Below are 23,494 nucleotides of genomic sequence, written 5' to 3' on the forward strand. Positions count from 1 at the left end.
GGGAAGTATGGCGTATTTTATTGACCGACGGCTTAATGGCAAAAACAAGAGCATGGTGAACCGCCAGCGCTTCTTGCGTCGTTACAAGTCGCAAATCAAACAGTCGATTGCCGAAGCCATCAACAAGCGTTCGGTCACCGACGTAGACAGCGGGGAGTCAGTCTCGATCCCCTCTGGCGATATCAACGAACCGATGTTTCATCAGGGTCGCGGTGGCACACGCCACCGCGTTCATCCAGGTAATGACCATTTTGTCCAGAATGACCGCGTCGAACGCCCACAGGGTGGCGGCGGCGGTGGCAGCGGCCAGGGTAACGCCAGTCAGGATGGTGAAGGCGAGGACGAGTTTGTCTTCCAGATCTCCAAGGACGAGTATCTTGACCTATTGTTTGAAGATTTGGCGCTGCCAAACCTGAAAAAGAACCAGTATAAGCAACTCACCGAGTACAAAACCCATAGGGCCGGCTACACCGCCAACGGCGTGCCGGCCAATATCAGCGTGGTACGTTCGTTGCAGAATTCACTGGCGCGACGTACCGCCATGACCGCCGGGAAACGGCGCGCCTTACATGAGTTGGAAGATGAACTCACCCAGATGGAAAACACCGAACCGGTGCAACTGCTGGAAGAGGAGCGGCTGCGTAAGGAAATTGCCGAGTTGCGCAAAAAAATCGAAAGAGTGCCCTTTATCGACACCTTTGATTTACGTTACAAGAACTATGAGCGTCGGCCCGAACCTTCCAGCCAGGCGGTGATGTTCTGCCTGATGGACGTTTCCGGCTCGATGGATCAGGCGACCAAAGACATGGCTAAACGTTTCTATATTCTGCTCTACCTGTTCCTGAGCAGAACCTATAAAAACGTCGATGTGGTGTACATCCGTCACCATACCCAGGCGAAGGAAGTGGATGAACAGGAGTTCTTCTACTCGCAGGAGACTGGCGGCACCATTGTTTCCAGCGCGCTGAAGCTGATGAATGAAGTGGTTGAAGAGCGTTATGACCCGGCACAGTGGAATATCTATGCCGCACAGGCGTCGGATGGCGACAACTGGGCCGATGACTCCCCGCTGTGTCACGAACTGCTGGCGAAGAAGCTGCTGCCGATGGTGCGTTATTACAGCTACATTGAAATTACTCGCCGCGCCCACCAAACGTTGTGGCGTGAGTACGAAGATTTACAGGCAAAATTCGAAAACTTTGCCATGCAGCATATCCGCGAACCGGACGATATCTACCCGGTATTCCGCGAGCTTTTTCATAAGCAAACAGCATAACTCGTACTATTAATCACGGCCGGTTAATCAGATTAATCGGCCGTTTTCTTTTAGAAGAATAATGAAAAACTCCACTGGAGAGATTTACTTCAGGTTTTATATAATCCCCCTCATTACAAACTCAACATCCTCCCCGTTTTACCCCTGAGGTATAAAGCTAAGTTGTTGTTCATTTCATGGTTTTTTCAACCAGTCCGGTGATACCGTCGATAGCTAAGGTAATTCCTAATTACCTATCACGGACCCAATGCCCATTGCGCAAGTTAGGAAAAATCCTATTTAATGGGGGGCCAAATTGCCATCTCAGGTGAGTGCCATGGAATTACTGACCATCGCCATCATCGTCGTTTTGATTGCAGTTGTTGTATTTTCCTTTGTCATGTATTTGCGACAAAGAAGGGGAACTACTTTCAACACCAAGCGGAACCGACGATAGGACGCCTCCCCACAAGGAAGTGGTTCAATAACCTTTATCACATGACCACTTCATCCAGCTGGCTCCAACACCAGCCAGAATTAACCTCTGAGCAAAGACTTCTGATTTTTTATGAGGATATTCTGATACATGCGGCATTATAGATTATCGTCTTGTCGCTGAAATTCAGGTGCGCTACTGTCGTCATATGGATGGCACACAACACCGTAGAATCACAACAGCATCCAGCTTTCGATATCATCCCTTAATCCCGCCGCTGTGCGGGATTTTTTTGGTCTCAACCTTTTCACTGAACAGAATGCTAAATCGCGAACCCTACTGACAGAAACTGGCAGTGGTCGCCGTTAGACTGGGTATTCCTGCGGGAGAAAACCTCCACGCGCCATGACCAAATGCACAGGGAAATACGCGCCAATGACACGAGTTATCACCATTCTTACCGAGAATTTCTCCGACTGGGAAACCGCGCTGATCAACTCCACCTGCCGTGGCTATTATGGCTTCGACACCCGTTTTGCCTCACCCAAGGGGACCCCTGTCATCTCCTCCGGCGGCATGCTGGTGACACCGCAGTTGGCGATCGAGGCCATCCAACTGGATGAAATCGACCTGTTGATCGTTTGTGGCGGCACCGCATGGCAGACAGAACAGGCCCCCAATATCACCGGGCTGGTTGCACAGGCCTATGAGAAGAACATCGTTGTCGCCGGCATTTGCGATGGAACCCGCGTATTGGCGCAAGCGGGTGTGCTGGATAACCTCCGTCATACCTCCAATTCGGCGGAAAACCTGTCGCAACTCAATTATCGTGGGGCTGCGTACTATCAGGATGTGCCTTACGCCGTAGCCGATCGGCGCGTGATCACCGCCCCCGGTAGCGCTCCGGTCAGCTTTATGGCCGAGATTTTAGCAACCTTAGGGGTGAGCGACGAGAATCTCAAAACTTATCTGGCAATGCATGCGGCCGAACATCGCAGGCCGGTTTAACACCATTGCCATTACAATGAGGCGAGCAGCCCGCTGTACAGTACCGGCCCCGTCGGTTGCCCGGTTAGCGAGCCGCCGGCCGGTTCCAGGCTAATGGCGATGGTCATCCCCCTGGACAACTGAACCGGATCCAGTGCGAGTCGCGTCACCCGTTGTGCCGCCACGATGCCCAGCGAAATCGGTTTTTCCCCGGCAGGGATCGCCCACAGTTGCAGGCTGTTAGCTACGGCGATAGGCGGCGCATTGACCGGTGTTAACTGCAGATGTCGTGTCTTTTTATCCAGCCCCACAATCCACTGTCCGCTGCCGGTCTGGCTGCCATTCAGTACCACGGCAGGAATAAACTCCGACGGAGGTTCGATAAAACGTGGTACCAACACCACAGCGGCTAAACCGGCGGCGAGAGCCCAGGCGAGATAATCCCAGCGCCACCGACGTTGGCCCACTACCGGTGGCAGGCTAAGTTGAATTTTCTTCCACACTCGCTCCGGTGGCATTATGGGTACCAACCCATCGTCGAGTGGAGCCAATAATCGCTGCCATTGTGCCACCAGGGCGGCCAGTTCCGGTTCATGACGGATCCGCTGCTCCAGTCTGAATCTCGCCGGGCCACGCAGCGTACCTAGTGCATACTCCGCGGCCAGGGCTGAGTCATACTCCCCCCGGTTTTTCATAATCCCACGCAGTCTTTTAGATGATCGAGTGCTCGGCGGATCCAGCTTTTAACTGTGCCAAGCGGCTGTTGAAGATAGACAGAAACCTCACCGTGCGACATACCCTGATAGTAAGCCAGCACAATGCTTTGCCGTTGATCGATGGGCAAATGTTCTAAACACGCCGTCAGCTTTTGCCCCTCCTGCGAACGCTGCAGCTCCTCGACGGGCTCGGTGAGACTGGCGCCGTCAATATCTTCGAACTCCTCCTCACGTTCTGCCGCCCTGCCACCCGTACCGCGTAACCAGTCGATGGCACGATTGCGCACAATGTGCGTCAGCCAGGTCAGAGGGGAACTGAGCTGCGGGTCATAGCTGGCAGCCCGATTCCACACGCTGATAAAGCTCTCATGCAACACTTCTTCAGCCCAGGATTGTCGTCGTAGTATGCGCAAAGCAACGGCATACAAACGCGGTGACATCTGACGATACAGCTGTTCAAAGGCCTGACGGTCGCCACGGCCTATAGCCTTCATCATCGCCACATCATGTTCCGGTAAAGGTACTATCATGTCCCATCCTGATTCGGGTTGCGGATGACCGTTATTCAGGCCATCCGCACCAAGTATAGCCCTAATTTATTTAGGCATCAGGACGGTATCAATAACATCAATCACCCCATTTTTTTGGAACACATCATAGGTGCTTATATTAGCAATATTGCCCTTTCCATCTTTAAGCTGAATATTGTGTGGCCCGTTGCTCATGATCCACAGAGGTTGTCCGTTCACCGTTTTCAATTCAGCAGCCCCTTTACCCTCGTGGATTTTCTTTTCCAATTGCTTCATATCATATCTGCCCGCCACGACGTGATAAGTCAGCACACTGGTCAACAACGCCTTATTTTCCGGTTTCAATAAATTATCGACGGTGCCCGCGGGCAATTTGGCGAAGGCCGCATTAGTTGGTGCAAAAACGGTAAAGGGTCCCTTGCCTTGTAGGGTATCTACCAACCCTGCAGCCTTGACTGCTGCCACCAGAGTAGAGTGATCTTTGGAGTTAACAGCGTTCTCGACGATATTTTTACTTGGATACATGGCTGCCCCGCCGACCATGACTTGATCAGACATCATGGCAGCGGCTGACGCGCCGCTAAACAGGACCGATGCACATAAAACGCCAGTAATGAGCTTTTTCATGACCAATTCCTCGAAAGTAAGATAGGTGAAGTTTTGCCTCACATTCGGATATACGTACGAGGAGATGCTTTTGGATGCAGCGCAGGAAAAATAATTTTAGCCGCCCATCTCAGGGCATAAAAAAACCCCGCAGTTGCGGGGTCTGAACGATGGGCGTTTACGAAGCGTTAGCCGCATCATCAATAAAAGTGGCTATTTCCTGTGGGTGTGAAGCGAGCGAGGCATGGCTGGCATTCAGAGTGATCACTTTCTTAGCCTTCAATCGCGCCGACATATGCTGTTGATTTTCAGGCGCAATCATCCGGTCATTGCTGGAAATTTGATACCAGGAAGGTTTGTGCTTCCACGCAGGCTCAGTGATTTCATTGCCGAAGGTGCTGGCCAGCGGTGCCTTCTGCGTTACCGCCATCACCAGTGCCGCATCGGCGGGAAGATCCTGACAGAAGCTTTCGTGAAATTTATCGGCTTTAATCCATAAATAGCCATCGCTGTCCGGCGCCAGGTTCGCCGCTGCGATCGGTGGATGTTGCTGAGTGATAGCACCAGGGCTTTCGCCGGCATCCGGCGCAAAGGCGGCGATAAACACCAGCCCGACCACATTGGGTTGATTGCCCATTTCGCTGATCACCGCGCCGCCATAAGAATGGCCGACCAGAAGAACAGGCCCTTCCTGCTGTGCCACCATCTTGCGCGTGCGCTCTGCGTCATCGGCCAACGATGTCAGCGGCATCTCTACGGCATGAATCGAGTGATATCCTTTATGTGACAGTTCGGTAATGACTTTACTCCAGTGCGCTGCACCGCCCCAAAATCCATGGACCAGGACTACAGTAGGTTTTACCTTCATGACAGATTCCCTCTTTTACCACGTGGAGGCGTTACGCCAGACCCGTTCACACAGCACTGCTATCCTTCCAGCGCCATCTGCATCAAGCCCAAAACGCCTTATATGCCCTGTTGTATATAGTTCACATCCGTGGTTTTCAGCAATAGCTACGAATAGTTAACCCGCGGCCACATCCCTTCTGGCGTTCCATTCGGCCCGAGTGATTTCCCAGATCTCCGTCGGCATGTGGCCACGAATCAGCCACGCCATCACATTAAGACTAGGATTTATACCTATTACGATCTAAAATTCCATGAAAAAACAATGAGAAGTCATTCAAACAAAATCAAAAGGGAATTTTACGTGAAGGAAATGATCTCTATTCTTTTTATCGCAGGCCTGTTGGCGATGCTTTTTTCATGGCTGTTTGTCTATGGCCTCAATATTCATTAGGCCCTTCAGAGATTAAAAAACCCCGGCATGTCTCCACGCCAGGGTCGGCAGCATTGAGCTGAGGGAAAACCAGCAAGCTGGTGATATCACCCTATGCGCTACTGTTTGGTCTGGATCCAGAACGCATGGATCAGGCCGGGGAAGTAACCCAGCAAGGTCAGAATAATGTTGAGGATGAACGCGCCGCCAATCCCTTTATCCAGCAGTACACCCAAAGGGGGCAGGATGATGGTAAAAACGATTCTCCAAAAGCTCATAATAACGCCTCATTTTGCTTTATAAGCCTCCAATATATTACATACCCTTAACATTTTCAAATGACGCTCTCATCGAAAATTCTTATAGAACCTTTTAAGCCGGATATATCTACAGATATTGTGGTTTTACAGAGCGAATAAAAGAAAGAATTAATAAGCATTGATTATGTGGAATTGAGCCCTTAAAATTTACAGCTTAAAAATACAACTGGGATTGGTTTCATGTCGTCGCTGTGGGTTGCAACACAATACTTTTATTTAATTGGCCTGTTGGTTTCTATGATTTTTACCTACCTGGTCAGCCGGGATACCATCAAGATTCGTTTTATCAGTGCGTTAACGATTGGTCTGACCTGGCCTTTGAGCCTGCCGGTAGTGTTGATGTTCTCTTTGTTCTAACGCTGTAGAAACCGCCCCGCCAAAGAACGACGGGGCAGTCGTCAGCCTTCCCTTAGAAATCGTACCCCACCGTCGCCACCACGGAGCGTTCCGCCCCCCAATAGCAATAACCGGTACCATAACAGGCCGCGACATATTTCCGGTCGGTCAGGTTGTTCACGTTTAACTGCACATAAGCACCTTTCAACGACGGATTTACGCTGTCCAGATTCATCCGTACCGAAGCATCCAGCAGCGTCACGGAAGGAATGCGTAACGTATTTTCATTATCCGCCCATTGCTTGCCGATATAACGTACCCCAGCGCCAACATCTACGCCGTAGGCAGCGGCATATTTACCCCACAGTGTGGCCATTTGGTCCGGGGCCAGATACGGCGTATTACCGTTGTTGCCGTCAATCGCATCTTTGAACTTCACCTTGTTGTAGGTATAGCCTGCAATCAGATCGAAACGTTCGGTGATCTTGCTGCGAGCCTCAAGTTCAATTCCCTGAGAATGTACCTTGCCGGCGGGCAGATAATAACTTTGCTGCACCACACGGTTGGCTACATCATTCTGTGTCAGGTCATACAGCGCCACGCTGTAGATTGATGAACTGCCCGGTGGCTGGTATTTCAAGCCCACTTCGTATTGCTCACTGGTACTCGGCTTGAGCATATGACCGTTCTGATCGGACAGCGCCTCTGGCGTCACTGCCGTGCTGTAACTGGCGTAAGGTGAGAAACCGCTGTCAAAGCGGTACAGCAACGAGGCGCGGCCGCTAAAGTTATCGTCGCGGCGTTCATCGCTGGTGCCGGTATTAAGCACCGTATTTTTTGACTCTATACGGTCAAAGCGGCCAGACAGATTCAGATACCAGTTCTGCAGACTGATTTCGTCCTGCAGATACACGCCGGTCTGCTGATAGTGACGTCTGGAGTCGGTATGCGTCAGATTGGTCAACCCCGCACCACCGGACACGCCGGTATAAGGATTCAGCTCAGAAGCTCCGGCAGACTCGTCCCACAGGTTATTACGAAAGCGCTGGTAATCCAGACCCAGCATCACCTGGTGCTCCAGCGGTCCGGTGGCAAAGTCAGCTTCCAGTTGGTTGTCGACGGCGAAAGCATCCAGTGAGGTCGCCGAGCCGCTGTAATAGCGGTTCAGCAACTGATGGTCCTGATCCCAGCCAATCTGATACACCTGCTGCAATTCAACGTTGGAATGGGTATAGCTGGCATTTTGTCGGAATGACCAAACGTCATTGAAGCTGTGCGAGAAGGCATAGCTGTAGATCTGCTCCCAGCGTTTGAACACGTTACGGCTACTCTCGCCGTCAAAGAATCCGCGCCCCAGCTTGTCGCCTGAGCTGGAATAGAGGCTGCCATCTGCCGGAACTGCACTGTGATAACCGCCGGACGGATCCTTTTGCAAATAAGCTTTCAGCAACAGTGAGGTATTTTCATCCGGTTGCCACAGCAATGACGGCGAAATGGCATAGCGCTCTTCGCGCTGATGGTCATACATGGTGTCGCTGCTGCGCGTCATCCCGGTCAAACGATAAGCCCACTGGTCCGACAGTGGGCCGGTCACATCAAAAGCCGCGCCTTTGGTGTCGTTATTGCCCGCCGAGAGGTTAACCTGCCCTTGCGTGGCAAACTGCGGCCGCCTGGAGGTCAAGGCCACCAGCCCACCCGGAATGCTTTGCCCATACATCACCGAAGACGGCCCCTTGATGACGTCGATACGCTCCAGGAACCAGGGATCAACCTGCAAGGCATTATAGGTGCCGCCATCGCTTAACAGACGCAAGCCATCTAGGAAGGTGTTATTAACATCTCCGCCATGGAAACCGCGCAATGCAATGGTGTCATAGCGCGTCGCACCGCCGGAGAAATTGGTGAAAACACCCGGGGTATATTTCAGTGCATCATTCACCGTCTGGGTGTTCTGATCGGTCATCTGTTGGCGTGTAACCACCGAAACGGACTGCGCCGTCAGGATCAGCGGCTGGTCGGTTTTAGTGGCTCCCTGACTGGTCGTGGCCTGATAACCCTGGGTCGCAGCCTCAGCCGTATCGGCGGGTTTGGCGGTGACCACCAGGGTATCTTCAGCTAACGAGGTCAGTGGCAGAAACATCGCGAACGCGCATAAAACACGCGACCGTTTGACAGAAAAAAACATTGGCATGCCGGTAATCCCTGGTAAGTATCATTAAACCGCACCCGACAGGGGCCCCGTCAGCAACGCTGGCTGACGAAGGGGCGAAGGAACTATCGGTATTGCGCATGTAAAGAAAAGGAAATATTAATGATAATTATTATCTTTATCGATAAGGAATTTCAAGTATGAGCAAACTTTTTATGAGCGGGCAAAGTAACTTGCCGCAGGGAAAGGACCGGGCTGAATGTGAAGTATTGATCTGAAAATCAATAACAAAAAAATGCCAGCGCTAGGCTGGCATACAAACTGGAAGCAATGTGAGCAATTTATTGCCAGTACAGGCAGCGCATAAGGAGACAACCCTTTAACCTTTACTGGTGCTTAAAAATGATAACGACTATCATTATCCTTCATAAGGCGCTTTCCATCTACCCCTTTCGGCAGTAGCCGGTGGTGTTCACCGAGACTTTCTGACGAACCAGGTGTAGAGACGCCCCGCTCCCAGCAGAATGAGCGCCAGCAGAATATTCGCTATAACCCACAAACTTAATGTGTATATAAAAGTTTGATAGAGGGGAATACCACGGGCAGCGCCGAACGGATTAAAATGCCAAAAGCGAATAATGCTAAAAGGGTTTAGATTTAACCAGTTGAAAACGATAGCCACCAGCACCGGCGGTAGGAAAAAATAGAGTCCCAGGGTGATTATCAGCAGATACACTGCGGCGCGATCGTTTTTATAATCTTTCATATCAGTGAATTACCATCACAAATCAATTTAAAAACACCCTGAACATTGCGGTTTAAACAGACCTGACAAGTGCTGATTAGTTCCAGGTTTAGGGTAAAATAAAGCCTGTTTGGCGTTTAAATTTCATTTAGATTTTGGATGTTATAACGCTAGTCAGCTCAGGAGGCTCCAATGATACCGGACTATTGCCCAACCCCGCCCACGCCAAAAAAACTCAAAATCACCTATGGCTGGTATATATATACCATCTATGCACAGTTGATCTTTAATATCTATTTGGCGGTGTATAACGGTTGTGTCAGACGCCCGATTGAAGCGCCACTGATCTCCGTGTGCCACAGCGTTTTCATCGCGTTTATCCTTTATCATGTGCTGAAAAAACGCACGCATTTCGCCTGGCTGATGCTGGCCTATTACATTTTGATGAGGTTGTATTACGCCAATGTACTGCATATCGAGTTCAATGCGTGGAGTCGTGGGCTGGTATTTATTTTTCTGACGCTGTTGCTTACCGGTACGGTGGCCGTAGGCCAACTGGCTACCCCACCGCTGCGCCAGGATTGGTTGGCGCGCTTAGGATGGCGACAGTGGACAACCCTGGCCGCATTGTCCGGCTTACTGACACCTTTGATCACCACCGATTATCTGGGCTGACGGCCGGCATTTACTTTGGGATATGCGGCTCCGAGATATCGACCAGACGGCACACCTTGGTGTAGTTATTGGATTTCTCACAGATCTTATCAGTGACAAAAATACCAAGGTAGCCTAGTACCACCAGATACCCAGCCATGCACAAAATGAAGATAAGCGTTCTCACCGATTAGACCAACCTGACAACAGAACCCTGAGCATCATACCTTGCTTACCCCGTTTTAAACTATTTCTAAGTATTTCATAAATCCGCTGGTCATCTCAGTTACGTGAATGTTATGTTATTACATATCAAAACATTTTACATAGATGCATCAATGGAAAGCCAAACCCCACCGTTACTCGCCGTAGAACACCTGACGCTGTCGCTTGACGGTGAGGTCAAAATTCACAACCTGAATTTCACTCTGTATCCCGGCGAACGAGTGTGTCTGCTTGGCGCATCGGGCTCGGGCAAATCCCTAACTGCCGCGGCCATTTTGGGAACACTGCCCAACAACGCACAAGTCAGTGGCTCAATCCGAGTTCAGGGTCAAGAAATCAGCGGTCAACGTTTGCAACTGCGCAAACGACCTGCGTTGGCGGCTATTTTCCAGGATCCCTTCAGCAGTCTCAATCCCCTGACCCGCGTGGGCCAGCAGTTAATCCTGGCGTTACGCGGCCAGAGCAAGATGAAAACACAACAGGCGCAACGCTGTGCCGCCGAGCTGCTGGCCGCATTAGGCTTGCCGCCAGAGCTCATAATGGCCCGCTATCCCGGCCAACTGTCAGGTGGCCAGTGCCAGCGGGTCTGCGCGGCACTGGCATTGGTGGGTGAGAAAAGCCTGCTGATCGCAGATGAACCCACCACCGCACTGGATATGGTCAGTCAACATCAACTGATCGCTATCCTGAAGCGTTACACCGAACGCCCCCACGCCCCGGCATTGCTGTTTATTACCCACGATCTCACCGTCGCCGCCAACCTGTGTCAGCGAGCCATTGTCCTGGTGGCGGGCGAAATTGCCGAGCAGGGGACGTTCGAACAGTTACTGCATCACCCTGTTCATCCCTATACCCAGCAGTTGGTTGCCACGGCACAGTGCCCAACCTTCGACCAGGCATCACCGTTAAGTCTGGCAGGTTAACGGGATGAATGGCATGTCAGTCAGCAGGATGCTGCCCTTTATCAGCCTGCAACAAGTCTGTCGGCAGTATTCAGCGCAGTCCGGCGGGCTGAAACCCACCGACCTGAATCTGTACGCGGAGGACCGCGTCGGGTTGGTGGGCTGCTCGGGTGCCGGTAAATCCACCCTGCTTAAACTGTTGCTGGCTCTGGAGGCAGCGGACGCCGGTCATATTCATTGCCAGGGTGCCGCAGTCCGCCCAGCCCCAGCGCACCGCTTGCGTTGGTACCGGCGATGGGTGCAGTACGTGCCGCAAGATGCCCATGCTTCACTCAACCCTCGTCACACGGTGGCCGAACTGATTATCGCCCCTCTGCGGCAACTTGCTCCTTCTCAGGATTTGGGTATCACCGCCGAACGGGCATTGCGACAGGTTGAGCTGGAGGAGCGTCTGCTTTACCTGCGCCCAGGGCAGCTTTCCGGCGGGCAGGCACAACGGGTGGCGCTGGCGCGGGCTATTGCGCTGCAACCTCGTTTTTTAATCGCCGATGAACCGGTCAGCGGTTTGGACCTGCCGCTGCGTCAGCAGATCATCAACCTGCTCGATCAGATTGCTCGTCAGCAAAATATGGGCATGCTGCTTGTCTCCCATGATATTTCGCTGGTCGCCGCTTTATGCCAACGCACATTGGTGATGGAGTGCGGTGCCATCGTGGAAGATCGCCCAACCGCTGAGCTGCTGAACAGTCCACGGCATGCCGCTACCCGCGATCTGATCGCCGCAATCCCATCGCTGCCCACCCTTTTCCAGCCCTGATATTCTGAGGAATACTTCATGTTGAACCCACGCTTTATTGGCCCCACCGGCTGCCTGCTTGCCGGCAGTTTGCTGCTTGGCGGCTGCTTTGACCCTGTACAACCGAAAGAAAGCACCAATGAAGAACGGCGCATCCGGCTGGCCATGCTGCAGCCGCCTCGTTCCGGGCTCACGCCACTGAGCGATGACGCGTTTAAACTTTCTCGCTGGAGCAATGCTGAAACGTTAGTCGTGCTGAACGCCAACGGCGATGCTGAACCGGCATTGGCCACCGAATGGCAGCAAATCGATCAACACCGCTGGCGCTTTGTGTTGCGCCCGGGAGTCAGCTTCCATGACGGTAGCGTTATGACGGCGCAGAGTGTCGTACGTTCACTTTCGGCGGCAATGAACGCCGCACCAAAACCTCGCATCCTTGACGGCGTTGAATTATCCGTCAGCACAGAAGGTGATCACACCCTGCTTATCTCTACTGCGGTGCCCGATCCTTTGCTGCCGCAACGGCTGTCCAGCCCACAATTGGCCATCCTCGCCGAGCGGGCTTACGCTGCCAACGGCGTGGTTAATCCCTTGCAGGCCGGGACCGGTGCCTTTGTGCTGACGGAAATCAACGGAACCAGCAGCGCACGGCTAAACCGTTTTGACGGCTACTGGGGCGAAAAAGCCGCAGCGCCAGGCATCGACGTCAGCTTTGTGCCGGACAGCGCCGCCCGCGCCGCCGCGCTACGCACCGGCAGTGCCGATTTGGTTGAAGCGCTGCCCGTATCACAGCTGCCCTTGATTGCAGCAGAACTGATCCATGAAGTGCCGATGCCACGCACCAACACGCTGTATCTGAACACCCGGGTCGGGGTCTTCCGCGATCCGGCGGTGCGTGCTGCGGCAGCGGCGGCCATTCAGCGCCAACCCCTGGTGGATAACGTCTACGAGGGCCGTGCCGATGTCGCCAGCGGGCTACTGGGTCCGGCGCTGCCCTGGGCCGCCCCCTTGCGACAGCCACAACCCTTGTTGCCAGCCACTGCGGTAACAGGAAAAACCATCACCCTGGCCACCTTCAGCGATCGCGCCGAGTTGCCGGAGGTCGCGGTTTATCTGGCGCAACAGCTCAGCGCCGCCGGTTTTGTGGTGAAACAGGAAGTGCGGGAATATGCACATATTGAAGCCGATGCGCTGGCGGGCAAATTCGACGCGTTTATTCTGTCACGCGCCACGGTGCTGGACTCCGGCGATCCGCTGGCCTACATGTACAGCGATTTCGCCTGTCAGGGTTCGTTCAATATCGCCCAACTGTGCGACCCGCAGGTAGACGAAGCCCTGACCCACGCCGCCGCGATCCCGGCCGGTGCTTCACGGCGTCAGGCGATCATCGCAGCAGAAAATCGTATTCTGGCGACCCATGCGGCGATCCCCTTATTGCATGAGCGAGTGATCCAGGGGGAGGCCGCAACCATGAAGAACGCCGAACGCGACCCACGTGAACGTCTGCTGGTGACACCACGCAGCCTGATCGCCAGCGGACAGCCCTGATGACACTGGCACAGCGGCTATTACCATTGGCCTCACGCCTGTTTGCCCTGCTGGCAATGATAACGCTGGTCGGCCTGATGCCCTGGCTGTCCGGTCGCGATCCGGCGCTCAGCCTGCTGCGAGCCCGCTCTGCGGAACAGGAAGCTACGCCAGAAGCCCTGAACGCCATTCGGCAACGCTTTGGCCTGGATGACGGGCCGCTGATATTGCTTGGCCGCTGGTTTAACCGGCTGCTGCACGGCGATGCAGGGAATTCCTGGATCTCCGGCAGTCCGGTACTGGAAGGGATGTTACAGGCGACCGGGGTTTCTCTGACATTGATGGGCTACGCGTTGGCAATAGCCTTGCTGGTGGCATTGATGCTGGCGCTGCCCACGCTGTGGCGCGGCATACAGGGTGACCCTCGCCGTCCTGCCGGGGTTCTGGCGGTGACGCTGACTGCCCTGCCCGAGTTTTTGCTGGCGGCGCTATTGCTTATTGTCGGTGCCGTCTGGCTAAACTGGTTTCCACCCTACGGCTGGCAAAGCCTGCGGCATGTCGTACTGCCGGCGCTGGCGTTAGGCCTGCCTGCCGGGGGTCTGCTGGCGCTACTGTTCAATGACGGCCTGGCCGCCACCTTCAGCGAACGCTGGCTGATCACCTGGAGTCTGGCCGGCATCTCCCGGTGGCAGCGTCTGCTGGCGGTGTTACGTCGCACACTACCCGCCCTGTTGCCGCAAATCGGGTTGGTGCTGGTGGGGCTTACCGGCGGAGCCATTGCCGTCGAGAAAGTGTTCGCCATTCCCGGCCTGGGCAGAGCAACATTGGGCGCTGCCATCGCACAAGACCTGCCGGCACTGCAATGCGGCATTATGATCTTGTTGTTGATCGCCTTCGGCTCCGGGTTTCTGGCACAGGGCGCACATTATTTGTTGCTGGGCCGGGTAGCGGCAAGCTTACCCAATTCGGCACCGCCACAGCACAGCACCAAGATCAGCTATCTTTTCGCCGCCGGTGCCGCGCTATTGTTATGTCTGCTGGTGCTGAGCGGCATCATCCGCGATCCGCTCTCATCGCTACATATCCGCCTGCAACCGCCCAGCCTGGATCTGCCCTTCGGCGCAGACGCCACCGGCCGCGATATTCTGGCACGCGTCGCTTACGGTGCACTGAATACCAGTCTGCTGGCACTGGCGGTAAGTTTCGCGTCGCTATTCCTCGGGATACTGTTCGGGCTGATGCCACGGTTGATGTGTGGGGTAATAGAGCTGGCCAACGCTACACCGCCAATCGTCGCCGGCCTGTTAGTGGTCGCCATTAGTGGCCCTTCAGCCTACGGAGCCGCCTGCGCGGTGATGTTGGTCAGTTGGGCGCCGCTGGCCGCCCATTGTGCTTCGTTGCTGTCGGAAGCCCGCACGCAACCCTATATCCGTATGTTGCCGGTATTGGGCGTCGGCCGACTGCGCACGTTGACTCATTACCTGCTGCCGGCGCTCTGGGCTCCCCTGTTGCGCCACGCCATGCTGCGTCTGCCGGGCATTGCGCTGGCGCTGGCGGCGCTGGGTTTCCTTGGTCTTGGGCCGCAGCCGCCCAGCGCAGAATGGGGACTGGTGCTGGCGGAAGGCATGCCTTATCTCGAACGGGCGCCCTGGGGAGTCCTGGCACCGGCGATCGCACTGATATTACTGGCAGTGCTCGCAGTAACGCTGGCAAATACTGCCGGTAACCGTCGGGGCTGACGGCGCATCCTCGCCCGGTTTGTAGTAACATTATGCGATACCTCAACCCGCCGGGAGACCCCATGCACCACCTGATGTTAGATATTGAAACGCTGGATATAAAACCCAGCGCGGTGATCCTGGTGGTCGCCGCCGTGTTTTTCGATCCCAAAACCGGTCAGCTCGGAGCGGAGTTTGAAAACGCCGTCAGCAGCCAAAAAGATCAGCCTGGCAGAACCATCAGCCTGGACACCGTTGCCTGGTGGGCGAAACAATCAGACGAAGCACGCAAGCTGGCTTTCGGTGGCACAGAGAGTCTTAAACGCACGCTGACCAACCTGAGTCGGTTTATTCATATGAACAGCACCGACCAGGTCAAAGTCTGGGGTAATGGCAAGGAGTTCGATTGTACAATCCTCGAGCATGCCTTCCAGCAACTGGAAATGCCTTGCCCATGGAAATTTTGGGATACGCAGGATGTGCGCACGGTGATCACCCTGGCCGAAATGCTGGGCTTTAACCCGAAGAAAGAACGGGCGTTCGAAGGAACGCCTCATCGGGCATTGGATGACGCCAAACATCAGGCACGCTATGTGGCAGACACGGTATCGGCACTTTACTATCGCAAAGCCTCTGCCCCCTGAATCGAACAAGACTGGCATCCCCTTGGCAGGCTTATGCTTTGCCTCTTTCCATTTAGCGCCAGAATCTCTACTCTAGCCCTCTTTGTCACTTGGATGTGCTGTTTTTGTTATGCAAAAATTTCTGTTTCTGCTTCTTAGCCTGGTGCTGCTCGGCCCGCTGGGTATCGATCTCTATCTGCCGACCATTCCCGCTATCGCTCTTGGCCTTAACAGCAGTGAAGCGCTGATCCAGTCCACCATTTCCCTGTTCATCCTGGTGCTGGGCCTTGGGCAGGTTATCGCCGGCCCGCTGGTGGATAACTACGGCCGTAAGCCGGTGGCTCTGGCCGGTATTGTGATCTACATGATTGGTGCAGCCATGGCGGCGCTGGCCACCACGCCAATGATGTTTGTGGCTTCTCGCCTGCTGCAGGGCGTGGCCGTCTGTTGTACCGCAGTGGTGGCATTCAGCGGCGTGCGCGATCGGATGAACGGTGACGATGCGGCCCGCGCCTTTGGTTTTCTCAACGGCACCTTGAATATTATTCCTGCACTGGCACCGCTGCTCGGCGGACTGCTGGCAGAAGCCTTTGGCTGGCGTGCGCCGTTCTGGTTCCTGGTGTGTTATGCCCTGGCCGTGCTGGTACTGATCGCCCTGCGTCTACCGGAAACTCGCCCGGCGGATACGGTGCGCGTCAAAGGGTTGCCGGTACGACAATATGCCCGCATCGCCCGCGATCGCCGCTTCCTGTCCTTTGCCGTGGTCAACTCCGGCGCCATGGGCATGGCGTTAACCTACGTCTCACTGGCACCCAACGTGTTAATGGGCACCGCCGGGCTGACGCCGTTGCAATTCTCGCTGGTGTTTGGTGCCAACGGCTTTTGGATCATGCTGGTGAGCTTTTTCGCCAACCGTATTATTCACAAGGTCGGACGTCCGGTCTGCCTGGCGACCGGCGGAATTTTGATGGGTGTCGGTTGTATCGGATTGCTGCTAGGCGTGGCCTTGCTTTCCGGCACGGCACAAACCCATTGGCTGGCCTATATGTTGCCGGTGGCCTGCGCCTGTGCCGGGCTGGCCTTTGTGATGGGGCCGGCAACCAGCTACGCGCTGGAGCCGTATTCCAATGAGGCCGGGGTGGCCTCTGCGTTGGTCGGTTTTGTGCAGATGGCCGGCGGTGCAGGCCTGGGCTTATTGGCGATGGCACTGCCGTTGCAACCCAAGCTGTCGTTGGCGCTGGTGATGCTGGTGGGTTGCCTGCTGGCACTGCACGCACGGCAGCGCAGCAAGCAAATAAAAGGTCAGTTGAAGAAAATTGCCTGAGGCTTATGCCTCGGTGATGACCGGCACTCTGGCGGCCAGGGCCGTCAGTAATTCATAACCCAGCGTGCCTGCCGCGGCAGCAACATCGTCAACCGGCAGGCGTCGCCCCCACAGCTCCACTTCCGCCCCAATACCCACGTCTGGGCAAGGTGTCAGATCAACCACCAGCATATCCATCGAAACCGTGCCTAGCGTTCTCGTCAGCACACCCTCCACCCAGACTGGCGTACCGGTCTGGGCATGGCGAGGATAACCGTCGGCATAACCACAGGCCACCACACCGATACGCTGCGCACCCTCGGCGCGGTAACGCCAGCCATAACCAACCTGGTCGCCGGGCTTCAGTGTTTGAATACCAATAATTTCGCTACTCAGCGTCATGGTCGGCTGCAGACCGCTACCGGCAATATCGCGCGATTGGCCGCTCGGTGAAGCCCCGTAAAGCACGATACCCGGCCGTACCCAACTACCATGCGTTTCCGGGTGCCACAGCGTGGCGGCCGAGTTGGCCAGACAGCGTGGCAAAGTGATGCCCGCTGCAGCCTGTTCAATGGTGGCCATTTGCGCCTCAACGCCCTGTGGGCCGTCAGCGGTGGCGAAATGACTCATCAGCGTCAGGCTGGCAATATTGCCGATCGTCTGAGCTTTCATCCACACAGAGTGCAAACGTTCCGGCGCAAAACCCAGACGGTTCATCCCACTGTTCACTTTAAGGTAAACATTCAGCGGTGCAGAGAGTTTGGCTTCGGCGATCGCCGCCAGTTGCCAATCACTGTGTACCGACGTCGTTAAACGATAGTGATCCAGCAGGGCAATATCCTGCGGTTTGAAAAACCCTTCCAACAGCAAAATCGGTCCTTGCCAGCCGGACTCGCGCAGTAAAATGGCTTCGGCGAGATCCAGCAAGGCAAAACCATCGGTCTGCGCCAGACTGCGCCAGACGTGTTTAATACCGTGGCCATACGCGTTGGCCTTGACCACCGACCAGACTTTGGCGTTAGGGGCAAAACGACGAACCACCTGCAGGTTATTTTCAAAGGCGCCAAGGTGCAACGTGGCGGAAATCGGGCGAGGCATGGGCACTCCTACGGGCCGGCGAATACAGTCACGGGCCAACGCCCGTGACAATAACATGATAAATCAGGATGTTTAACGCGCGGGATGCACATCGTTCAAGGGGCCGGTGTAGAGGCTACGAAATCCGGCGCTGTAGCGCGCCACCCCCAGGTCGTCTGAAGGAATGGCCGGGGTGACACCGGAAATCAAATCGGATAGCAGTTGTCCAGAGCCACAAGCCATGGTCCAGCCCAAAGTGCCGTGTCCGGTATTCAGGAACAGATTTTTCAGCGAGGTCTTGCCGACAATCGGCGTACCGTCCGGTGTCATCGGGCGTAAACCGGTCCAGAAGGTCGCGTCCTCCACCCGTCCACCGTTAGGGTAAAGATCGCGTACTACCATCTCCAGTGTCTCTCGCCGCTTTTGCTCCAGCTGAGTATTAAAACCAACAATTTCCGCCATGCCACCGACGCGAATACGTTGGTCGAAACGGGTAATGGCAATTTTATAGGTTTCATCCAGCACGGTTGAGAACGGTGCCGCAGACTCATCGGTGATTGGAATGGTTAACGAGTAGCCTTTCAACGGATAGACAGGGATCGACACCAGATCGCGCAACAGCGCGGTGGAATAAGAGCCAAAGGCCACCACGTAGCTGTCAGCTTTGAAGATTTCCCCGCCGCATTGCACACCACTGATCTTGTCCCCTTCCACCAGCAGGCGATCAACGCTGCGGTTATACAGGAAAGTAACGCCCGCCTGCTGTGCCAGTTTGGCCAGTTGCTGGGTAAAGAGCTGGCAATCGCCAGTTTCGTCGTTAGGCAGTTGCAGCCCGCCGGTCAGCTTATGCGCCACCTGCGCCAGCGCAGGTTCAACGCTAGCCAACTGACTGGCTTCCAGCAGTTTGTAAGGCACACCGGCATCTTCCAATACCGCGATATCTTTGGCCGCACTTTCAAACTGTTGCTGGGTACGGAACAGTTGCAGCGTACCGCCCTGTCGGCCTTCGTACTGAATACCGGTTTCCTGACGCAACGCCTTGATACAGTCACGGCTGTATTCCGCCAACCGCACCATCCGCCCTTTATTGGTCATGTAGTGTTCGGTATTGCAGTTTTTCAACATCTGCCACATCCAGCTCAACTGGAAGCTGCTGCCATCCAGACGAACCGCCAGCGGCGCATGGCGTTGGAACATCCATTTAACCGCCTTCAGCGGGACGCCAGGCGCAGCCCAGGGAGCCGCATAACCCGGAGAGATCTGTCCGGCATTCGCCGCGCTGGTTTCCATCGCCGGACCGGGTTGACGATCGATCACCGTCACCTCATGGCCCGCTTTCGCCAAATACCAGGCGCTGGCAACCCCTACCACCCCACTACCTAAAATTACCACTCGCATCGCTGACTCCAGCTCAAGGCATCACAAAGCATAATCTTCTGCTCACAGGAAATTAACTCAGTGGAAAAATCCGTCCAACATCTTCGTCATTAAACGTGACAACATTCACAATTAATTTATCGTTCATGGCCGGGTCTTTTGCAATAGCTACCTATAAATAGCGATAAGATGTTGTGAAAGGCCAGTTTTAGAGCGAAACAGCGGCCAATATGATGTCAATGATATCATTGCTATCGACAAGAAAAGCCAAGGTACGCAACAAGGATTTAACAGAATATAAAAATGAAACAGCGCCATCAATGCAGAATATAAAACTACAAAAACCGCGTTTATCTAAGATAACGTTTCGCAGACATAAGAACCTGCTTCAGCAGAAAAACTCGCTGTAAACTCACCTGACCAACAGCAAACCAATACCGATGTATCAGAAAGTATGCACCCATCCGCCACATACAGTGTCCTGTCATTGCTCATTGGGATACCGCTGTCAGCAATGTCATGTGTTGTCAGTGCACCACCTGCCCGCTTAACCATTTTCATACGCTTGTAAGTGGTAGCCGCGATATTCTGGACGTTATCAGAGGTAGCTTCTGCGCGATCTGCATCGTTAGATACCTTTGCTGCTGCAGTCTTCACCTGACGACAGTAGTATCCCTGATTGGGCTGCACTATCCGCCGACAGGCTGCCCTTGGGTTAGTCCGTTGCTTATTGCGTGCTGCGGGTGCCCAGCACAATTCCAGTGCCGACGACGCCATCAACTGGTAATCCTTCAGATAACATGGATGACTTTCCAATATTTCTGTTGATAGGTAATTGGTTTGTGCGTATGTGCATAAAATATGCAATATATTTAAAATTATTGATGCAGGCGTTATAAATTACATGAATGACAACAAAAATCATGACATTGAAGTTCTCAGAACACTGGCTATTGTATTTGTTATATTGGCTCACATTGCAGCCTTGCTATCACCAGTATCGACCTACTGGAAACTACTAGACATATCAAGATTCGGTAGCGGCGTTGATTTGTTTTTCTGTATTTCTGGGTTCATTATCACAAAGTCGATTCTCGAACAGATCCCCACGGATAGAACCATTTCCTCATTCTTAAACTTTTCTCTCCCATTTTGGGTGAGACGGTTCTGGAGGCTCATTCCATCTGCATTTCTTTGGATTTCCATTTCTGTCGCTCTATCAATGCTCTGGGGCGGAAATGGAGCATTCCTTCCTATTGAGGTTTTATATAAGTCCGCTTTTGCTGCTGTAACACAAACCTCTGATTTTTATTTTTCAGAATGCAGGCCGCTTGGCGCCTGTGGTAATCTTGGGATTTACTGGAGCCTATCTTTAGAAAATCAATTTTACTTCCTGCTCCCGGTGATAGCATTTTTAATACCACGGAAATTAATTTACTTCTTCGCTGCTGTTTTTCTTGAGCAGTTTTTCTTACCAAGAACTCTAAATGCATCCACTCCATTCATGTGGGCACTAAGAACTGATGCAATTGCACTTGGTGTTATCATAGCCATTTTAAATAGTAAAACAATTAACAGCAAAGAAATAAAATCGCTAAATGGAAAAGTAAAACACCCTGTTGTTATATTTATTACACTGACTGTTTTGCTGGCAATATTTACAAGCCCAAAACCCATTATTTTCTTTTCCGTAGGATTAACCGCATTAATCTCCGGTATATTTGTTCTTATCGCAAGTCTAAATATGAATATTTTTTCATCAAACATGTCAATACGAAATACTTGTGACTATATCGGTTCCCGTTCTTATTCTATATACCTCACCCATGTTGTAATGATAAGTGTAGTCAAGAGTATTTTCTTTAATGAAAACACTAACTTCAGTTTAGGCATGGAGCTACTTTACGTTTCGTTGTTTTTGGTGCTAACAGTTACATTTAGTGAAATCAACTATAGAATCATAGAGGTTCCCTTCAGAAAGTATGGGAAATTGAAATCAATCACCATGCGTTCAGCAGCATGAATTAGGTTGTGGGGGGGAGCCCCCCCACCCAGCAACACTCTAGGAATATTCGTAAATAATAACTATACCTGCAGATCCTCGGCCACCATCTCTACCTTGTGCAGTTGGCCCAGCAAAAGCCCCACCACCGCCGCCACCCACAGACTCTACAATCACGTATCAAATTCCAGGTGTTGGCGTGCAAGTTCCGGAGGCCGTGAAACGCTGAACTCCAATCAGGCATCCACCCATCGCGACCTCAAATTTATCCAGCAACCCGGTCAGATCTCCGTCGTCCAGCACATCCTATCCGGTTTTGTCTGCGATAAACTGTCCTACCACGGCGGCCATCGTCGAACCCTGGCGCCATACGGTGTTAAGTTCTTCGGATTTCGCCACGCCCGAACCGAAACCCGCCATGCGAGCCGATTGTCCTCTGTGAGTTATAGGTATTGGCATCAGCGATATTCTGAGCATTTTGTGAAGCATCTTTTGCCTGTTTTGCATAAACTTCTGCATCAGATACCGCTGTTTTGGCTTCACGACTGTATTTAAACGATGTGTCAGCTGATTGGGCTGCGCTATCCGCCGACAGGCTGCCCCTGGCTTCGTCTGTTGCTTGTTGCGTGCTGCGGGTGCCCAGCACAATTTCAGTACCGACGACGCCATCAACTGGCAATCCTTCAGATGACATAGAATATTCTCCAGATTGGTTTAATAGAATTAATTATTTTTATTGTGCTATGTTAGAATCTTGAGCATTGATATGAATGTATAGAATTGGTATGAGATTGATAAATTATGGAAAAAAAGTTAAACCCATGGCTTGATTTATGCAGGTCACTCGCAATCATTATGGTGATACTTTCTCATGGCAGAGTATTTTAACTGCCGGCATTGCCTTCATCTCAATATTTAAAATTCGGCGGATTTTTAGGTGTGGAGTTATTTTTCGTTTTATCTGGCTTCCTCATCGGAAGGATAATATTCGATAAGATCGAAAAATCTGACACTGCGTTTGGCTGGATTCCTTCGTTTTGGTTTCGCCGTTGGATGAGAACATACCCAAGTTACATCCTATTTCTAATATTGAACCTGCTTCTCATTGACAATATCAGGCCAGATGCACAACCTAACTTGCTTGCTTTCTCTACATTTACTCAGAGCTTAACGATTCCTCATCCTTCATTTTTTGGTGAAGCATGGAGCCTCGCAGTAGAGGAGGTTTTTTATTTTTCCTTCCCTATTATTATATCTGTTTTTTTATTTGCAAAAACAAACAAAAGAAACAGTATTATATTATCCATTACGCTTATTATTGCGATGTCGCTTGCATTTAGAATTAACGCAGCAATTAACACATCAATGACATTTAATGAGATACGCTCCACATCTTTATACAGACTTGACTCTTTAATGATTGGCGTTATTTTTTCATGGTTGTTTTTATCAAAAAAAATAAACATATTTTCGAAACTTGGTATTTCACTTGTACCGGTAGCAATATATATAGCTGCAAAGCCAGATGCATTTATGGACAACAGCGCATTACTAAAGATATTTTTATTTGATGTCGCAAACATTGGATTCGCTTGCTTAATAACCGTTTTCTATCATATAGAAGTCAATCCAATGGTAAAATTTGTGACATCAAGAATGGCCAGGTGGTCTTATGCCGCATACCTTACAAACCTTCCTGTTCTGTACTTTATAAATCATTACATATCTAAGCCAACGTCACTAATCGGATGTATATCCATTTGGCTATTGTTTCTAGTCATGACAATTCTCATTTCTAAACTTGTTTATGACCTATTTGAAGTTAAAGTCCTTCAATTAAGGGATCGGATGAAAAGCGCATGATCTACATGCGCTAATTTAATTAAACACCGATAGAAAACCGCATAAAGTTGTTTAATGCTACGGGGTCA

Annotated in this window: 22 protein-coding genes; 12 read left to right on the plus strand and 10 right to left on the minus strand. The window is 52.4% G+C overall.

Annotated features, from left to right (window positions below):
• Positions 1 to 7 precede the first annotated feature (7 nt).
• Both NHG65_RS14685 and NHG65_RS14690 read left to right on the plus strand, forming a co-directional pair.
• Positions 8 to 1,276, plus strand: a complete 1,269-nt coding sequence (locus NHG65_RS14685; RefSeq protein WP_283603367.1) for a YeaH/YhbH family protein — start codon at positions 8 to 10, stop codon at positions 1,274 to 1,276.
• An 850-nt stretch (positions 1,277 to 2,126) separates the two neighbouring features.
• A complete protein-coding gene (locus NHG65_RS14690; protein WP_099064232.1) occupies positions 2,127 to 2,699 on the plus strand; it encodes a type 1 glutamine amidotransferase family protein in 573 nt (190 codons plus the stop codon).
• Positions 2,700 to 2,710: 11 nt separating this feature from the next.
• Here NHG65_RS14690 and NHG65_RS14695 read toward each other — a convergent pair whose 3' ends face one another.
• From NHG65_RS14695 to NHG65_RS14715, 5 genes are all read right to left on the minus strand, one after another.
• The gene (locus NHG65_RS14695) at positions 2,711 to 3,373 is read right to left on the minus strand and encodes an anti-sigma factor (protein WP_499182334.1); all 663 of its coding nucleotides are present in this window, start codon (positions 3,371 to 3,373) and stop codon (positions 2,711 to 2,713) included.
• A complete protein-coding gene (locus tag NHG65_RS14700) occupies positions 3,370 to 3,924 on the minus strand; it encodes an RNA polymerase sigma factor (RefSeq protein WP_499182335.1) in 555 nt (184 codons plus the stop codon). Before NHG65_RS14700 ends, NHG65_RS14695 begins: the two co-directional genes overlap by 4 nt.
• A gap of 66 nt (positions 3,925 to 3,990) precedes the next feature.
• Positions 3,991 to 4,551, minus strand: a complete 561-nt coding sequence (locus NHG65_RS14705; protein ID WP_099064235.1) for a fasciclin domain-containing protein — start codon at positions 4,549 to 4,551, stop codon at positions 3,991 to 3,993.
• A gap of 157 nt (positions 4,552 to 4,708) precedes the next feature.
• Positions 4,709 to 5,398, minus strand: a complete 690-nt coding sequence (locus NHG65_RS14710) for an alpha/beta hydrolase (RefSeq protein WP_099064236.1) — start codon at positions 5,396 to 5,398, stop codon at positions 4,709 to 4,711.
• A gap of 530 nt (positions 5,399 to 5,928) precedes the next feature.
• Complete coding sequence (locus tag NHG65_RS14715; RefSeq protein WP_006322621.1) at positions 5,929 to 6,087, minus strand: YqaE/Pmp3 family membrane protein; 159 nt, start codon at positions 6,085 to 6,087, stop codon at positions 5,929 to 5,931.
• A gap of 222 nt (positions 6,088 to 6,309) precedes the next feature.
• On the opposite strand from NHG65_RS14715, the gene NHG65_RS14720 reads away from it, so the two are divergent.
• Positions 6,310 to 6,486, plus strand: coding sequence for a GhoT/OrtT family toxin (locus tag NHG65_RS14720; protein WP_012145459.1), 177 nt, complete (start codon positions 6,310 to 6,312; stop codon positions 6,484 to 6,486).
• A 52-nt stretch (positions 6,487 to 6,538) separates the two neighbouring features.
• Here the strand turns inward: NHG65_RS14720 and NHG65_RS14725 are convergent, their stop codons facing one another.
• On the minus strand, positions 6,539 to 8,656 hold the full coding sequence (locus NHG65_RS14725) for a TonB-dependent siderophore receptor (RefSeq protein ID WP_499182336.1): 2,118 nt from the start codon (positions 8,654 to 8,656) through the stop codon (positions 6,539 to 6,541).
• 430 nt (positions 8,657 to 9,086) lie between these two features.
• Positions 9,087 to 9,380 (minus strand): hypothetical protein, encoded by a 294-nt coding sequence (locus tag NHG65_RS14730; protein WP_099064238.1) that lies wholly within the window; start codon positions 9,378 to 9,380, stop codon positions 9,087 to 9,089.
• Between the two features lie 171 nt (positions 9,381 to 9,551).
• On the opposite strand from NHG65_RS14730, the gene NHG65_RS14735 reads away from it, so the two are divergent.
• The 7 genes from NHG65_RS14735 (at position 9,552) to NHG65_RS14765 (ending at position 17,128) form a co-directional block, all read left to right on the plus strand.
• Positions 9,552 to 10,034 carry a hypothetical protein gene (locus NHG65_RS14735; protein ID WP_099064239.1) on the plus strand — a complete coding sequence of 161 codons (483 nt, stop codon included), beginning with the start codon at positions 9,552 to 9,554 and terminating at the stop codon, positions 10,032 to 10,034.
• Positions 10,035 to 10,351: 317 nt separating this feature from the next.
• On the plus strand, positions 10,352 to 11,161 hold the full coding sequence (locus tag NHG65_RS14740) for an ATP-binding cassette domain-containing protein (RefSeq protein WP_413481602.1): 810 nt from the start codon (positions 10,352 to 10,354) through the stop codon (positions 11,159 to 11,161).
• Between the two features lie 13 nt (positions 11,162 to 11,174).
• Positions 11,175 to 11,957 (plus strand): ABC transporter ATP-binding protein, encoded by a 783-nt coding sequence (locus tag NHG65_RS14745; RefSeq protein ID WP_499182337.1) that lies wholly within the window; start codon positions 11,175 to 11,177, stop codon positions 11,955 to 11,957.
• Positions 11,958 to 11,975: 18 nt separating this feature from the next.
• The gene (locus NHG65_RS14750; protein WP_499182338.1) at positions 11,976 to 13,484 is read left to right on the plus strand and encodes an ABC transporter substrate-binding protein; all 1,509 of its coding nucleotides are present in this window, start codon (positions 11,976 to 11,978) and stop codon (positions 13,482 to 13,484) included.
• Entirely contained in the window at positions 13,484 to 15,202 is a 1,719-nt protein-coding gene (locus NHG65_RS14755; protein WP_499182339.1) for an ABC transporter permease subunit, read from the plus strand. Before NHG65_RS14750 ends, NHG65_RS14755 begins: the two co-directional genes overlap by 1 nt.
• A 62-nt stretch (positions 15,203 to 15,264) precedes the next feature.
• The gene (locus tag NHG65_RS14760) at positions 15,265 to 15,825 is read left to right on the plus strand and encodes a 3'-5' exonuclease (protein WP_499182340.1); all 561 of its coding nucleotides are present in this window, start codon (positions 15,265 to 15,267) and stop codon (positions 15,823 to 15,825) included.
• A gap of 109 nt (positions 15,826 to 15,934) precedes the next feature.
• Positions 15,935 to 17,128, plus strand: coding sequence for a multidrug effflux MFS transporter (locus tag NHG65_RS14765; RefSeq protein ID WP_499182341.1), 1,194 nt, complete (start codon positions 15,935 to 15,937; stop codon positions 17,126 to 17,128).
• Between the two features lie 3 nt (positions 17,129 to 17,131).
• Here NHG65_RS14765 and dadX read toward each other — a convergent pair whose 3' ends face one another.
• On the minus strand, positions 17,132 to 18,205 hold the full coding sequence (dadX, locus tag NHG65_RS14770; RefSeq protein WP_499182342.1) for a catabolic alanine racemase DadX: 1,074 nt from the start codon (positions 18,203 to 18,205) through the stop codon (positions 17,132 to 17,134).
• A 72-nt stretch (positions 18,206 to 18,277) separates the two neighbouring features.
• Positions 18,278 to 19,582 carry a D-amino acid dehydrogenase gene (locus NHG65_RS14775; RefSeq protein WP_099064247.1) on the minus strand — a complete coding sequence of 435 codons (1,305 nt, stop codon included), beginning with the start codon at positions 19,580 to 19,582 and terminating at the stop codon, positions 18,278 to 18,280.
• 883 nt (positions 19,583 to 20,465) lie between these two features.
• Between NHG65_RS14775 and NHG65_RS14780 the strand changes: the two genes are divergently transcribed.
• A complete protein-coding gene (locus NHG65_RS14780; RefSeq protein ID WP_499182343.1) occupies positions 20,466 to 21,584 on the plus strand; it encodes an acyltransferase family protein in 1,119 nt (372 codons plus the stop codon).
• Positions 21,585 to 21,939: 355 nt separating this feature from the next.
• Here NHG65_RS14780 and NHG65_RS14785 read toward each other — a convergent pair whose 3' ends face one another.
• Positions 21,940 to 22,257 carry a hypothetical protein gene (locus NHG65_RS14785; RefSeq protein ID WP_499182344.1) on the minus strand — a complete coding sequence of 106 codons (318 nt, stop codon included), beginning with the start codon at positions 22,255 to 22,257 and terminating at the stop codon, positions 21,940 to 21,942.
• Positions 22,258 to 22,502: 245 nt separating this feature from the next.
• Here NHG65_RS14785 and NHG65_RS14790 point away from each other — a divergent pair, with 245 nt between their 5' ends.
• Complete coding sequence (locus NHG65_RS14790) at positions 22,503 to 23,426, plus strand: acyltransferase family protein (RefSeq protein ID WP_499182345.1); 924 nt, start codon at positions 22,503 to 22,505, stop codon at positions 23,424 to 23,426.
• Positions 23,427 to 23,494: the final 68 nt, after the last annotated feature.

It is taken from the genome of Serratia myotis (assembly GCF_027474885.1).
Taxonomy (GTDB): Bacteria; Pseudomonadota; Gammaproteobacteria; order Enterobacterales; family Enterobacteriaceae; genus Serratia; species Serratia proteamaculans.